The organism is Streptomyces caelestis, from assembly GCF_014205255.1.
Taxonomy (GTDB): domain Bacteria; phylum Actinomycetota; class Actinomycetes; order Streptomycetales; family Streptomycetaceae; genus Streptomyces; species Streptomyces caelestis.
Genome location: NZ_JACHNE010000001.1, coordinates 3,529,249 through 3,543,169 on the forward strand (window position 1 = coordinate 3,529,249; position 13,921 = coordinate 3,543,169).

Sequence of the window (13,921 nt, forward strand, 5' to 3'; positions counted from 1 at the left end):
GGCTCCGCATCGAGGTTCCGAGACTATCGGGACGGGTCCCCCGAACAGCGGGCGGGCGGACCGATGTTGTCTTATTTTATTGACGTCTGAGGGTGCATCAGCACACGGAACGCGCCATCAGCACTTGCCAGTAGCCTTGCGTGCGGCCGTCGGCGGCGCATGCGGAATGACGGAATTTCACCGTCTGAACAAGGGCACCCCACCTGTTCTCGACACCTGGCCCACCCGTTTCCGGCATGTGGACCACTCGATCCCCCGACGCCCGGCCCCCTCAGGGGCGTTCGTCATCCCCAGGTATGACACCGCCCCTCCCGGTCAGACCGCAGTCGGCCCCCGGAACCGGAACAACGGGTGACTCCACGGCGGCGTAGGACCCGGACGATGGAACAAGTCCCTCCCAGAACACAGCCGTCCGACAGGAGTGCCATCCCGTGACCACCGCACCGCTCACCGACCGGGCCACCACCGTGGCCGCGCGCGCCACGGATCTGTCGAAGATCTACGGACAGGGTGAGACCCGGGTGGTCGCCCTGGACCGGGTCTCCGTCGACTTCCGGCAGGCCGAGTTCACCGCGATCATGGGCCCCTCCGGCTCCGGCAAGTCGACCCTGATGCACTGTGTGGCCGGTCTGGACACCTTCTCCTCCGGGTCGGTGCGCATCGGCGACACCGAGCTCGGCTCCCTGAAGGACAAGCAGCTGACCAAGCTGCGCCGGGACAAGATCGGCTTCATCTTCCAGGCGTTCAACCTGCTGCCGACCCTGACGGCTCTGGAGAACATCACCCTCCCGATGGACATCGCGGGCCGCAAACCGGACAAGCAGTGGCTGGACTCCGTGATCCGGATGGTCGGTCTGGCGGACCGGCTCGGCCACCGGCCCGCCCAGCTGTCGGGCGGTCAGCAGCAGCGCGTCGCCGTGGCGCGGGCGCTGGCCTCCAGGCCCGAGATCATCTTCGGTGACGAGCCCACCGGAAACCTCGACTCGCGTTCCGGCGCCGAGGTGCTGGGCTTCCTGCGCAACTCCGTGCGGGAGCTGGGCCAGACGGTGGTGATGGTGACCCACGACCCGGTGGCCGCGGCCTACGCGGACCGGGTGATCTTCCTCGCGGACGGGCGGATCGTCGACGAGATGTACCGGCCGACGGCCGAGTCGGTCCTCGATCGCATGAAGGCGTTCGACGCCAAGGGCCGCACCAGCTGATCCCCCGTCAGGACCGACAGATCTGAGAAGAAGAACCCATGTTCCGTACCGCCTTGCGCAACGTGCTCGCGCACAAGGCCCGGCTCCTGATGACCGTGCTCGCCGTGATGCTCGGCGTGGCCTTCGTGTCGGGGACCCTGGTCTTCACCAACACCATCTCCGACGCCTTCCAGAAGAGTTCGGCCAAGGGCTTCGACCAGGTCGACGTCGCCGTCACAGCGGACTCCCGGGCCGCCGAGGGCGACCAGGTCGGCAAGGCCCACGACCTGACCCGGGCGGAGCTCGACAAGAGCGAGCGCGTTCCCGGAGCCGCGTCCGCCATCGGCGTCGTGCAGGGCTTCACCGCCATCGCCGACAAGGACGGCAAGCTCATCGGCGACGGTTTCCAGTCGCAGGGCGGCAACTACTGGGGCACCAAGGACCCTCGCTACCCCCTGGTCAGCGGGCACGCCCCCAAGGGCCGCGGCGAGATCCTCATCGACTCCGAGACGGCCGAGCGCGCCGGCTACGAGGTCGGCGACACCGTGCGCATGTCGGTCGACGGGCCGGTCCTGACCCCGAGGATCACCGGCATCTTCACCACCGACGACGGCAACGTCGCGGCCGGCGGCAGCCTCACCCTGTTCGACACGGCGACCGCGCAGAAGCTGTTCGGCAAGGCGGGCACCTACGACCAGATCGACGTCAAGGCGAAGGCGGGCGTCACGCAGGCCGCGCTGAAGGCGGAGCTGGACAAGGCGCTGCCCGGGGACCGCGTGGAGACCACGACCGGCAAGCAGCTCGCCGACGACCAGGCGCGGATGATCTCGGAGTCGATGAGCGGCATGCAGACGGCCTTGCTGGTCTTCGCCGGCATCGCCCTGTTCGTCGGCACGTTCATCATCGCCAACACCTTCACCATGCTGGTCGCCCAGCGCACCAAGGAGCTGGCGCTGATGCGGGCGGTCGGCGCCTCCCGCCGGCAGGTGACACGGTCGGTGCTCATCGAGGCGTTCGTGGTCGGCGCGGTCGCGGCCGTGGCCGGACTGGTCGCGGGCATCGGCATCGGAGCCGGACTGCGCTCCCTGATGGGGACGTTCGACGCGACCGTGCCGGACGGACCGCTGATCATCAAGCCCGCCACGATCCTCACCGCGCTCGCGGTCGGCATCCTGGTCACCATGCTGGCGGCGTGGCTGCCGGGCCGCCGGGCCGCGAAGATCCCGCCGGTGGCGGCCATGAACAGCGTGCACGCCAAGGCCACGACCAAGTCGCTGGTGCTGCGCAACACGCTGGGCGCCCTGTTCTCGGCCGCGGGCGTCGCGGTGGTCCTGGTGGCCACGACGATGGACGGCTCCGACGGCCAGATGCCCATGGGTCTCGGCGCGGTGCTGCTGATCATCGGCGTGTTCATCCTGACCCCGCTGCTGTCCCGCCCGCTGATCGCCGCCGCGGCGCCCGTGCTGCGCGCCTTCGGCGTGTCCGGCAAGCTGGCCCGGCAGAACTCGGTGCGCAACCCGCGCCGTACGGCCGCCACCGCCTCCGCGCTGATGATCGGCCTGACCCTGATCACCGGCATGACGGTGATGGCGGGCAGCCTCCAGCAGGCCATCGAGAAGATGGCGTCGTCGTCGATCAAGGCGGACTACGTGGTGTCCATGGCGAACGGCAACCCGCTGTCGCCGGACGTCGAGAAGAAGCTGGCGCGGACCGACGGCGTCACCGCCACCAGCCCGATACGCAACGCCGTCTCCCGGATCGACGGCCGGACCGAGTACCTGACCGGCGTCAACGGCGCCGCGATCGGCGAGCTGGCCGGCCCGAAGGTCGACGCCGGTTCCTTCAAGGTCGGCGGCACCCAGGTCGTCGTCGACAGCGAGACCGCGAAGTCCTACGGCTGGAAGGCCGGTTCCGCCTTCACCGTCTCCTACGAGGACGGCAAGAAGCAGCAGCTGACGGTCGCCGGGACGTACGAGAGCAACGACTTCCTGCGCGGCATCCTGCTCGACCAGGCGACCCTCGCTCCGCACAAGTCGGACCCGTACAACATGAAGGTCATGGTGAAGACCGCGGGCGGCACGTCCGGCGCGACGCAGGACAAGCTGGAGAAGGCCCTCGGCACCAACCCGGCCATCAAGGTCCAGGACAAGAAGGACATCTCCAACGAGATCGCACAGATGTTCACGCTGATGCTGAACATGGTCTACGGCCTGCTCGCCATGGCGGTGATCGTGGCGGTCCTCGGTGTCGTCAACACCCTGGCCATGTCGGTCTTCGAGCGCTCCCAGGAGATCGGCATGCTGCGGGCGATCGGCCTGGACCGCAAGGGCATCAAGCGCATGGTCCGCCTGGAGTCCCTCGTGATCTCGCTGTTCGGCGCGGTGCTGGGCATCGGACTGGGCGTGTTCTTCGGCTGGGCGGCCGGTGAGCTGCTGGCCACGAGGCTGGCGACCTACGAACTGGTCCTGCCGTGGGCCCGGATGGGCGTCTTCCTGCTGCTGGCCGCGACGGTGGGCGTCCTGGCCGCGCTGTGGCCGGCCCGGCGGGCGGCCCGGCTGAACATGCTGGAGGCGATCAAGGCGGAGTAGCCGGCGCGGGAGGGGCCCCTTTCCCACGGTGGGAAAGGGGCCCTTCGACGTCTCGGTTCCAGGCGCGGGCGGACCCCTGACGCACGCGGCCATGCGGCCATGCGGCCATGCGGGCAGGGTGCGGGAGCCGCTGCGCGGCCCGGAGGGGCATGCGGGGGTCGCGTCGCCCGTTCGGCAGCCCGCGGGCCGCGGCCCCCACGCCCGGGAACCGTCCGCGAGTGCCATCCCGGTGTTCCCTCTCCCCGGCCACCACACCGGACGGCCCCGGTCCCGTCGGCAGGAACCGGGGCCCTTCCGCGTTCAGTTCCAGGTACGGGCGCGCAGCGGCATGCCCGCCTCCCCCGATTCGGGGGTCCGCACGGCCAGGACCTGGTTGACGCCGATGCGGTTGCGTTCGAAGGCGAGGGCGGAGGCGGCCATGTACAGGCGCCAGACGCGGGCCCGGCCGGGGCTGGTGAGCTGGACGGCACGCTGCCAGTCGGCCTCCAGGCGGGCGACCCAGTGCCGCAGGGTGAGGGCGTAGTGCTCGCGGATCGACTCGACGTCGCGCACCTCGAACCCGGCGCGCTCCAGCTGGGCGACGGTGACGCCGATCGGCTGGAGCTCACCGTCGGGGAAGACGTAGGAGTCGATGAACGCGTCGACGTCGTACGCCGTCTCGTCCCGCTGCGGGCGGCGGGCGATCTGGTGGTTGAGCAGCCGCCCGCCGGGCCCCAGCAGACCATGCAGGTCGGTGGCGTAATCCAGGTACCGCTCGGCGCCGACGTGTTCGGCCATGCCGATGGAGGAGATCGCGTCGTAGGGTCCGTCGCGGACGTCGCGGTAGTCCTGGACGCGGATCTCGACCTTGTCGGTGAGGCCCTCGTCGGCGACGCGTTTGCGGGCGTACGCGGCCTGCTCCTGGGAGAGCGTGACGCCGACGACGCTCACGCCGTGCTCGCGGGCGGCGTGGACGGCCATCGAGCCCCAGCCGCAGCCGACGTCGAGCAGCCGCTGACCGGGTCTCAGTCCGAGCTTGCGGCAGACCAGTTCGAGCTTGTCGTGCTGGGCCTGTTCGAGGGTGCTGCCGGGGCTCGGCCAGTAGGCGCAGGAGTACACCATGGAGGGGCCGAGGACGATCTCGTAGAAGTCGTTGCCGACGTCGTAGTGGTGGCTGATGGCGCGTCTGTCGGTGCGCTTGGTGTGCAGGTTGCGGCGGGGCCGACGGGCCTCCTCGCGGGGCGGGGCGGGCGGCAGCGGGCTCCCGGCGAGCTTGACGAGCCCGCGTACGGCGGCGCGGAACTCGGGGTCGCGCAGGGCCTGGGCGAGGGTGCGGGCGTCCTCGCCGCGCTCCCAGATGTGACCGGCCAGCAGGTCGAGGGTGGTGTAGAGGTCGCCGTCGATGTCGAGATCGCCCGCCACCCAGGCCCGGGCCAGGCCGAGTTCGCCCGGCCTCCACAGCAGGCGGCGCAGGGCGCGGCGGTTGCGTACGACCAGGGCCGGCGCGCCCGGCGGGCCCGCCTCCGAACCGTCCCAGGCGCGGATGCGCACGGGTGGCGGTGCTCCCAGCACCTGTGCGAAGAGGCCCTGCAGCCGCGGCGCGGCGTCTGCCATGGTGTACACCTCCGTGACGGAGAATCCCGGAATGTCCGACACCACGTAAACACCTGCGGGGCCATGGCGCAGTCCCCGGCACGCGTCACGTCTGGGCAAAACCACTACCCAGGGGGAACGCCGCGGGAAACGCCGAAGGACCTCCCGCACCACGGATGGCGGGAGGTCCTTCGTCAAGCGGGGGAGCGACCGGAGGTCAGGAGGCCTTGGCCTTCTCCTCGGTCTTCTCCTTGGCCTTCGCCTCGGTCTTCTCCTTCGGCGCGGAGGCGACCGGGGCCGGCTTCGCGGCCTCGTAGAACTCCTCGCGCGGCGTCTCGATGGCGCCGAGCGAGACGACCTCGCGCTTGAGGAACATGCCGAGCGTCCAGTCGGCGAAGACGCGGATCTTGCGGTTCCAGGTCGGCATCGCCATGCCGTGGTAGCCACGGTGCATGTACCAGGCGAGACGGCCCTTGAGCTTGATCTTCATCTTGCCCATGACGATCATCGCGACGCCCTTGTGGAGGCCGAGACCGGCCACCGCTCCCTTGTTGGCGTGGGAGTAGTCCTTCTGCGGGAAGCCCCGCATGCCGGACAGGACGTTGTCGCCGAGGACCCGGGCCTGACGCAGCGCGTGCTGCGCGTTCGGCGGGCACCAGGCGTTCTCGTTGCCCGCCTTGCGGCCGACGAGGTCCGGGACCTGGGCGTTGTCGCCCGCGGCCCAGATGTAGTCGGTGCCCTTGACCTGGAGCGTGGTCTCGCAGTCGACGTGGCCGCGGGGCCCGAGGGGCAGGCCGTAGCGGGAGAGGACCGGGTTGGGCTTGACGCCGGCGGTCCAGACGATCGTGTTGGAGTCGACCTCGAGGCCGTTCTTCAGCACCACGTGGCCGTCGACGCAGGAGTCCATGGAGGTGGACAGGTAGACCTCGACGCCGCGGCCCTCGAGGTGCTCCTTGCCGTACTTGCCGAGCTTGGGACCGACCTCGGGGAGGATCTTGTCGGCGGCGTCGACCAGGATGAAGCGCATGTCCTCACGGGACACGTTCTTGTAGTACTTCGCCGCGTCGCGGGCCATGTCCTCGACCTCGCCGATGGTCTCCGCACCGGCGAAACCGCCACCCACGAAGACGAAGGTGAGCGCCTTGCGGCGGATCTCCTCGTCGTTGGTGGAGTCGGCCTTGTCGAGCTGCTCGAGGACGTGGTTGCGCAGGCCGATGGCCTCCTCGATGCCCTTCATGCCGATGCCCTGCTCGGCGAGGCCGGGGATCGGGAAGGTGCGGGAGACCGCGCCGAGCGCGACGACCAGATAGTCGAAGGGCAGCTCGTACGCCTCGCCGACCAGCGGCGCTACGCGAGCGACCTTGCGGTCCTGGTCGATGGTGGTGACCCGGCCGGTGAGGACCTCCGCCTTCGGCAGCACGCGTCGCAGCGGGACGACGACGTGGCGCGGGGAGATGTTGCCGGCGGCGGCTTCGGGGAGGAAGGGCTGGTAGGTCATGTACGACCGGGGGTCGACGACCGTGACGGTCGCCTCGCCGTAGCGCATCTTCTTGAGAATGCGCCGAGCTGCGTACAGGCCTACGTACCCACCGCCTACTACGAGGATCCTGGGACGCTCCGTGGTGCTCATGCCATCGAGTATCCACCCGCCTCAGGGGGGTAGCTCGTGCGCCCCTTCACAAGCTCCGTCGGGGGGTGTGTTATCCTCCGCGACTCCCGTGATCCATGTCATGGTGACAAGCGGGCTCCTTTGTGCACGGCGGGCCGTTGTCAATGCCGCGTGAGCTGCCTCTCTGGCCCGCGGACCCCCCTGTGAGACCCCCGTCGAACCCTCCTCCGGCCATCCGCCCGGGCGCACCCATACCATGCTTCTGAACATGTTCAAAGGGTCATCAGGCCCCCAGAAGGGTCAACGTGACCCTTCTCTTCGCCCTGGAGTGCCGAATTCCTTGTGAAGAACTTCACGAACTTTTCCGGGGGACTGCTTCCGGAGGCTCACACGAGTCCCCCGGACCCGCTCAAACGTGATCCATGCCTGCTCAGAAGCGGCCGGGGCGACGGACCGCGCGATGCCGTCGAGGATCGCCCACGAACGCGACTCCCGACAGATGCCATGTGTACACGTGGACGCGTACACTGGCTTCATGACTGAGAACACCGTGACCGTACGGGAAGCCCGCGCGCACCTCGCCGACCACATCAACCGGGCTGAGGAAGGCGTCCCGACCGTCATCACGCGCAATGGCGCTCCGGTGGCCGCCGTGGTGCCGATCTCGGACTTCGAAGCGTTGGAGGAGGCGGCCGACGTGATGTTGGCGCGTGAAGCCGAAGCGATCCTGGCCGAGGGCGGCACCACGGTGACGATGGCCGAACTGCTGGCGGACCTGTTCACCGAGCGGGACGGCGAGGCGGCGTGAAGTACGCCTTCCGGTTCACCACGGCGGCACAGCGGCAACTCCGGGCCCTCAGCCGTCCCGATGCCATGCGTATCCTGACCGCGTTGACCGCACTCGGTGACGACCCGTACCGCCAGGACGCCGACGTCAAGAAACTCACCGGACCGTCGGAGCTCTACCGGCTCCGGGTCGGAAGCTACCGGGTCGCCTACCAGATCAACGACGGTGAACTCGTCGTCCTCGTCGTCAAGGTGGGCGACCGGCGGGACGTCTACCGAAACCTGTGACGCCCCGCCCGACACCACCACAGCCGGGCCCCGCCCCTCAGCGCGCCTCGCTCGCCGCGTCATGAGCTATCCCGTCGAGGATGTCGTGCTCGCTCACCACGACCTCCTCCGCGCCGATCCGCTCCATGATCGACAGCAGCACGAGGGCCCCCGCCCCGATCACGTCGACCCGGCCCGGGTGCATGGAGGGCACGGCCGCGCGCTCGGCGTGCGTGGAGCGCAGCAGCCACTCGGTGATCTCGCGGACCTTCTCGCGGGAGACGCGGGAGTGGTGGATGGCGGCCGAGTCGTACTCCGGCAGCTCCTGGGCGATCGCCGACACGGTCGTCACGGACCCGGCCAGGCCGACCAGCGTGCGGGCCTCGCGCAGCGGGACCGTCTCCTCGGCGAGGTCGAGGGCGGCCTCGATGTCCGCCCGCATGGCCGCGATCTGCTCCTCGGCCGGCGGGTCGGTCACGGCCCCGTCCCGGACCAGGTGCCGCTCGGTCATGCGGACACAGCCGATGTCCACCGAGCGTGCCGCGCGGACATGGTCGTCGCCGAGGACGAACTCGGTCGAGCCGCCGCCGATGTCCACCACGAGGTAGGGCTTCGCGAGGTGGTCGCGCCCGGCGAGCTCCTTGGTGGCGCCGGTGAAGGAGAACTCGGCCTCCTGGTCCCCGGAGATCACCTCGGGCTCGACGCCCAGGATGTCCAGTACGCCGCGCACGAACTCGTCCCGGTTCTCGGCGTCCCGGGAGGCGGAGGTCGCCACGAACCGCAGCCGTTCCGCCCCGTGCTCCTTGATGATCCCGGCGTACTCGCGACAGGCCGCGAAGGTCCGCTGGAGCGCTTCGGGGGCGAGCCGGCCGGTGCGGTCGACGCCCTGCCCGAGCCGCACGATCGTCATACGGCGGTCCAGGTCGACCAGCTCACCGGTGGCCGGGTCCGCGTCGGCGACCAGGAGCCGGATGGAGTTCGTACCGCAGTCCACGGCGGCGACGCGGGTCACTGGGCGTCCTCCTCGGCGGCCGCCACGCACGGGCCCTTGAGCCACCACTCCGGCAGCATCCCGATGGCCTCGTCCCCGAGCGGGTTCACCCCGGGCCCCGCGGCCAGCGAGTGCGCCACCAGCACGTGCAGGCACTTCACCCGGTCCGGCATGCCGCCCGCGCTCGGGAAGTTCTTCAGCTCCTCGATCTCGTCACGGCGCCGGATGTAGTCCTCGTGCGCCGCTTGATACGCCGCCGCCAGCTCCGGGTCCGAGGCCAGCCGCTCGGTCATCTCCTTCATCACGCCGTTCGCCTCCAGCGTGCCGATGGCCGAGGCGGCGCGCGGGCACGTCAGGTAGTACAGCGTGGGGAACGGCGTCCCGTCCGGCAGCCGCGGGGCCGTCTCGACGACGTCGGGCTGCCCGCACGGGCACCGGTGCGCGATCGCGCGCAGACCGCGCGGGGGCCGGCCGAGCTGCTGCTTGAAGGCCTCGACGTCCGCGTCGGTGGGCTCGGTGCGCGGAGTGGTCGGCGGGGGCGTTTCCATGACTGTGTTCAGGCTGTCTTTCTCTGGGTTCGGGTCACTGGGGCACTGGCTGGGTCCGGGTTCACCGGTCGGAGGCGTCGGCCTTGTCGACCCCGTCCCAGACGTTCGAGTACCAGGGGCGGTCGGCCGCCCCGAGGTCGGCGCGCGACTGCCGCGCCGCGTGCGGGTCGACGACGATGAACCCCGTCTCCCCCGGCATGACGTAGTGCAACCGCTTCCGGATCTGCTGCTCCGCGTACGCGTCGTCCTGCCAGCGCGCCTTCTGGTCGCGCAGCCGTTCGACGCGCTGCCGGGCCTGCTGCTGTTCGCGCTGGAGGTCGTCGATCTCGGCCCGCTGCGAGACGTACTCCCGCATCGGGTAGGCCAGGGCCACTATCAGCGAGCACATCACCAGGGCGAGCAGCGCGGCCCGGCCGGTCAGCCGGGAGCGGCGGGCCTGGCGCTTGGTCTGGGAGCGGTAGACCCGGGCCGCGGTCTGCTCACCGAGCAGCCGGATCCTGGTCGCGGTGGAGAACCGGTCCCGGTCCTTCACGGCCATGTCTGTCCGCCTCCCGCTCCACCGTCATACGCGCGTACGTCCCCGGACACGGTACGGGACCGGGTACGGGGACGTACGTACGACGCTGCCTCTTACGGCTCGGGTCAGCCCTTGAAGCGCGGGAACGCGCTGCGGCCGGCGTACACCGCCGCGTCGTCGAGGATCTCCTCGATGCGCAGCAGCTGGTTGTACTTGGCGACGCGCTCGGAGCGGGCCGGGGCGCCGGTCTTGATCTGGCCGCAGTTGGTGGCGACGGCCAGGTCGGCGATGGTGACGTCCTCGGTCTCGCCGGAGCGGTGGGACATCATGCACTTGAAGCCGTTGCGCTGGGCCAGCTCGACGGCGTCCAGGGTCTCGGTCAGGGAGCCGATCTGGTTGACCTTGACCAGCAGGGCGTTGGCCGCGCCCTCCTCGATGCCGCGGGCCAGGCGCTCGGGGTTGGTGACGAACAGGTCGTCGCCGACGAGCTGGACCTTGTCACCGAGCTTGTCGGTGATGGTCTTCCAGCCCTCCCAGTCGTCCTCGAACAGCGGGTCCTCGATGGAGACGAGCGGGTACGCGTCGACGAGCTCCGCGTAGTACTCGGTCATCTCGGCCGCCGAGCGGTCCTTGCCCTCGAAGGTGTAGACGCCGTCCTTGTAGAACTCGGACGCGGCCACGTCGAGGGCCAGGGCGATCTGCTCGCCGGGGGTGTACCCGGCCTCGTTGATCGCCTCGAGGATGAGGTCGAGGGCCTCGCGGTTGGAGCCGAGGTTCGGGGCGAAGCCGCCCTCGTCGCCGAGGCCGGTGGCCAGGCCCTTGGACTTCAGGACCTTCTTCAGCGTGTGGTAGACCTCGGCGCCCCAGCGCAGGGCCTCGGAGAAGGACTCCGCGCCGATCGGGGCGATCATGAACTCCTGGATGTCCACGTTGGAGTCGGCGTGCGAGCCGCCGTTCAGGATGTTCATCATCGGCACCGGCAGCAGGTGCGCGTTCGGGCCGCCCAGGTAGCGGAACAGCGGAAGGTCGCTGGCCTCGGAGGCGGCGTGGGCGACGGCGAGCGAGACGCCGAGGATGGCGTTGGCGCCGAGGGAGCCCTTGTTGTCGGTGGCGTCCAGGTCGAACATCGCCTGGTCGATCAGGCGCTGCTCGGTGGCGTCGTAGCCGACCAGCTCCGGGCCGATCTGCTCGATGACCGCGAGGACGGCCTTCTCCACACCCTTGCCGAGGTAGCGGTTCGAGTCGCCGTCGCGCAGCTCGATGGCCTCGAAGGCGCCCGTGGAGGCGCCGGACGGGACGGCGGCACGACCGGTGCTGCCGTCGTCGAGGCCGACCTCGACCTCGACCGTGGGGTTGCCTCGGGAGTCCAGGATTTCCCGGGCTACGACGACGTCGATGGACGGCACGAGCATCTCCTTCTTCATGTGACGCGGGTACGCGGGCCGCGTGGACCCGGCGAGGCGCGGGCCGCGGTGGCTCGCGACATGAGCCTAACCGGCTCCGGGCGATCGGCCACCGGGTCGCCCACCCCATGGACAGAACCGAGAGTAAATTGTTTCCGAACTGAACAAAGCCGGATCGCAAAGACCGGCAGAAAAAACCCCGCCCCGGTGCGCACGGGGGATGACGCACCGGGGCGGGGAGCCCGTGGGGACGGGGAGGGGCCGCTGCTTACTTCAGGTGCAGCTGCTGGCCCGGGTAGATGAGGTTGGCTTCCTGGACGATGTCCTTGTTCAGCTCGTACAGCTTCGCCCAGCCGCCCTCGACCTTGTGCTCGGTCGCGATCGAGCTGAGGGTGTCGCCCTTGACGACCTTGTACTCGCCGTCGCCCTTCTTGACCTTCTTGCCGGTCGGGGTGGTGACGGTCTTCTTCGCGGCCGGGCGCTCCTCGGAACGGGAGGCCGGCTGCTGCTCGGTCTGGCGGGTCTCGGTGCTCTGCGACGAGCTGTTCGAGGCGGAGTCGCCCGAGGAGGAGCCGCCGCCGGTGTAACCGGCGCTCGACAGGCCCTTGCCGCAGACCGGCCAGGCACCCTTGCCCTGGCTCGCGAGGACCTTCTCGGCGATCTCGATCTGCTGGGCCTTGGTGGCCTGGTCGGCGGTGGAGGCGTACTTGGTGCCGCCGTAGCCGGACCAGGTGGAGGCGGAGAACTGCAGACCGCCGTAGTAGCCGTTGCCGGTGTTGATGGACCAGTTGCCGCCGGACTCGCACTGGGCGACGGCGTCCCACTCGGAGGCGGTGGCGGCGGAGGCGTTGCCGGCCGCCATCAGCGGGGCGGCGACGGCGGCACCGGTGACACCGGCGATGGCGATGGCCCGAGTGGCCTTGGACGGACGGCGGTGCGTGCCCTTGCCGGAAAACAGCATGGAGAGATCCCCTCACCGACGCCTGCGAGGTGAGCTGTCGGGTTCGGGCCGGTTGAGTTGCCCGGCCGCGTCCCTCCCGGGACACGGCTTCACCCCAAGCCGGACCTGCCGTCGAGTTGCCTCGACCGCCGGGCCCGGCACTTACCTTGGGTCCCCCGCTCCTGCCTACGGCGCTTGACGCGACGACTGTTCCCGTGCGGCCGCTGGCAGGATTCGGCGTTGCGGCAGCCGGGGCTCGCGGTGACGAGCGGTCACGACCGTAGACATGCGATCCGCGGAATTTCAAAGACGATCAGGGCTTCTGAGATCTATCTCTCAGCGACCTAAAAGCGACATTCAGCGCAAAAGGCGACGTCAACTCGGGTGGTTTCGGGGTGACTTCCGCCCCCGTTTCCGGACTGCCCCACCGGCTACTCGCCGTCCGCTTCGACCCCTACCGTGAGCTTCTGACCGGGGCGGATGAGGTTCGGGTCGACGCCGACGGCGGCCTGGTTCCCGGCGTAGAGCGCGTGCCATCCGCCGCTGAGGTCAAGGGAGTCGGCGATGGACCAGAGGCTGTCGCCGGGGCGCACGGTGTAGGAGCCGTCCGGCGCCTCGCGCGAGGCGTCGCCGCCGCGCGATGCGTGCCGGCCCGTGGATTCGTCCGTACGGCCGTCCGCGGGTGCGGGCTTCTCGTCGGCGCCGGGGCCGCGATGGCGGCCGGAGCCGGTGTCGGTCAGGGCCGAAGAGTCGTCGTCCTGCTGGGAATTGCCGGACTCGCCACTCTCGGAAGTGGCCGGGAGGGAGCTGTCGGGCTCCTGGTCTCGCGACTGATCCCGTGTCGAGGAATCAATAGAATCGGATGACTTGTCGGACTTGGCGGTTTTGTCCTGCGAGGTCGACGGTGCGTCAGGGGACGGCGACGAGGACGGAGAAGACGAAGGAGACGACTCGACGGAGTCGAGCAATCCGGGCGAGTCCGTCGGAGTCGACGAGTCGGACGTGCCCGGATCCTTGTCCTGCTGGAGGCCGGAGAGCAGCCCGCAGGTGCGCCACGCGCCGACCCCCTGGTCGGCGAGGATTCTCTCGGCCACGGCTATCTGCTGGGACCGGCTGGCCAGGTCGGCACTCGGGGCGTAGTCGAGGCCGCCGTGGTTCTCCCAGTCCTCCTGGGACAACTGGAGGCCGCCGAAGTATCCGTTGCCGGTGTTCTGGCTCCAGGCGCCGCCCGTCTCGCAGTCCGCGACCCGGTCCCAGGTCGTGCCGTCGGCCGCGCTGGCGCCGGAGGCTCCGAGGAGCGGGATCGCGATGGCGGAGCCGGTCACTCCGGCCGCGACGAGGAGAGCCGGAGCCTGGCGGGGGCGACGGTGCCGACCGTTCCCGGAGAGCATACGGAGACCTTTCGCGAGACAGCAGTGACCGGCGCGGCGCAGGGTGCCCGGGCCGCGCTGATGGGTGAACGTATCGGCAGACGATCACTTGTCACAAGTTCATGCCGCGCAGATCACGTGAAGATCAC

General features: G+C 69.8%; 12 protein-coding genes and 1 riboswitch. Of the genes, 4 read left to right on the forward strand and 8 right to left on the reverse strand.

Going from position 1 to position 13,921, the window contains the following annotated elements; translation table 11 throughout:
- Positions 1-431 precede the first annotated feature (431 nt).
- Positions 432-1,202, forward strand: a complete 771-nt coding sequence (locus HDA41_RS15900; protein ID WP_184984511.1) for an ABC transporter ATP-binding protein — start codon at positions 432-434, stop codon at positions 1,200-1,202.
- Positions 1,203-1,240: 38 nt separating this feature from the next.
- A complete protein-coding gene (locus HDA41_RS15905) occupies positions 1,241-3,769 on the forward strand; it encodes an ABC transporter permease (RefSeq protein ID WP_184984513.1) in 2,529 nt (842 codons plus the stop codon).
- A gap of 300 nt (positions 3,770-4,069) precedes the next feature.
- Here HDA41_RS15905 and HDA41_RS15910 read toward each other — a convergent pair whose 3' ends face one another.
- Positions 4,070-5,362 carry an SAM-dependent methyltransferase gene (locus HDA41_RS15910; protein ID WP_184984515.1) on the reverse strand — a complete coding sequence of 431 codons (1,293 nt, stop codon included), beginning with the start codon at positions 5,360-5,362 and terminating at the stop codon, positions 4,070-4,072.
- A gap of 196 nt (positions 5,363-5,558) precedes the next feature.
- Positions 5,559-6,971 (reverse strand): NAD(P)/FAD-dependent oxidoreductase, encoded by a 1,413-nt coding sequence (locus HDA41_RS15915; RefSeq protein WP_184984517.1) that lies wholly within the window; start codon positions 6,969-6,971, stop codon positions 5,559-5,561.
- A 514-nt stretch (positions 6,972-7,485) separates the two neighbouring features.
- Between HDA41_RS15915 and HDA41_RS15920 the strand changes: the two genes are divergently transcribed.
- Positions 7,486-7,758 (forward strand): type II toxin-antitoxin system Phd/YefM family antitoxin, encoded by a 273-nt coding sequence (locus HDA41_RS15920; protein ID WP_184984519.1) that lies wholly within the window; start codon positions 7,486-7,488, stop codon positions 7,756-7,758.
- Positions 7,755-8,024 carry a type II toxin-antitoxin system RelE family toxin gene (locus HDA41_RS15925; protein ID WP_184984521.1) on the forward strand — a complete coding sequence of 90 codons (270 nt, stop codon included), beginning with the start codon at positions 7,755-7,757 and terminating at the stop codon, positions 8,022-8,024. The genes HDA41_RS15920 and HDA41_RS15925 overlap by 4 nt, the downstream gene beginning before the upstream one ends.
- A gap of 37 nt (positions 8,025-8,061) precedes the next feature.
- On the opposite strand, the gene HDA41_RS15930 is transcribed toward HDA41_RS15925, so the two are convergent.
- The 6 genes from HDA41_RS15930 to HDA41_RS15955 all read right to left on the reverse strand — a co-directional run bounded on the left by HDA41_RS15930 (position 8,062) and on the right by HDA41_RS15955 (position 13,793).
- Complete coding sequence (locus HDA41_RS15930; protein WP_184984523.1) at positions 8,062-9,015, reverse strand: Ppx/GppA phosphatase family protein; 954 nt, start codon at positions 9,013-9,015, stop codon at positions 8,062-8,064.
- Entirely contained in the window at positions 9,012-9,542 is a 531-nt protein-coding gene (locus HDA41_RS15935; RefSeq protein WP_184984525.1) for a DUF501 domain-containing protein, read from the reverse strand. Before HDA41_RS15935 ends, HDA41_RS15930 begins: the two co-directional genes overlap by 4 nt.
- Before the next feature lie 61 nt (positions 9,543-9,603).
- Complete coding sequence (locus tag HDA41_RS15940) at positions 9,604-10,080, reverse strand: FtsB family cell division protein (RefSeq protein ID WP_059424388.1); 477 nt, start codon at positions 10,078-10,080, stop codon at positions 9,604-9,606.
- Positions 10,081-10,184: 104 nt separating this feature from the next.
- Complete coding sequence (eno, locus tag HDA41_RS15945) at positions 10,185-11,465, reverse strand: phosphopyruvate hydratase (RefSeq protein WP_059424418.1); 1,281 nt, start codon at positions 11,463-11,465, stop codon at positions 10,185-10,187.
- Positions 11,466-11,730: 265 nt separating this feature from the next.
- Positions 11,731-12,423 (reverse strand): LysM peptidoglycan-binding domain-containing protein, encoded by a 693-nt coding sequence (locus HDA41_RS15950; protein WP_184984527.1) that lies wholly within the window; start codon positions 12,421-12,423, stop codon positions 11,731-11,733.
- A 4-nt stretch (positions 12,424-12,427) separates the two neighbouring features.
- Positions 12,428-12,606: riboswitch (cyclic di-AMP (ydaO/yuaA leader) on the reverse strand.
- 227 nt (positions 12,607-12,833) lie between these two features.
- Positions 12,834-13,793, reverse strand: a complete 960-nt coding sequence (locus HDA41_RS15955) for a LysM peptidoglycan-binding domain-containing protein (protein ID WP_184984529.1) — start codon at positions 13,791-13,793, stop codon at positions 12,834-12,836.
- Positions 13,794-13,921 lie beyond the last annotated feature (128 nt).

Coding starts and splice junctions, on each gene's coding strand:
- HDA41_RS15905 (WP_184984513.1), top strand. CDS start 1,241: ATGTTCCGTACCGCCTTGCGCAACGTGCTCGCGCACAAGGCCCGGCTC.
- HDA41_RS15910 (WP_184984515.1), bottom strand. CDS start 5,362: ATGGCAGACGCCGCGCCGCGGCTGCAGGGCCTCTTCGCACAGGTGCTG.
- HDA41_RS15915 (WP_184984517.1), bottom strand. CDS start 6,971: ATGAGCACCACGGAGCGTCCCAGGATCCTCGTAGTAGGCGGTGGGTAC.
- HDA41_RS15920 (WP_184984519.1), top strand. CDS start 7,486: ATGACTGAGAACACCGTGACCGTACGGGAAGCCCGCGCGCACCTCGCC.
- HDA41_RS15935 (WP_184984525.1), bottom strand. CDS start 9,542: ATGGAAACGCCCCCGCCGACCACTCCGCGCACCGAGCCCACCGACGCG.
- HDA41_RS15940 (WP_059424388.1), bottom strand. CDS start 10,080: ATGGCCGTGAAGGACCGGGACCGGTTCTCCACCGCGACCAGGATCCGG.
- HDA41_RS15950 (WP_184984527.1), bottom strand. CDS start 12,423: ATGCTGTTTTCCGGCAAGGGCACGCACCGCCGTCCGTCCAAGGCCACT.
- HDA41_RS15955 (WP_184984529.1), bottom strand. CDS start 13,793: ATGCTCTCCGGGAACGGTCGGCACCGTCGCCCCCGCCAGGCTCCGGCT.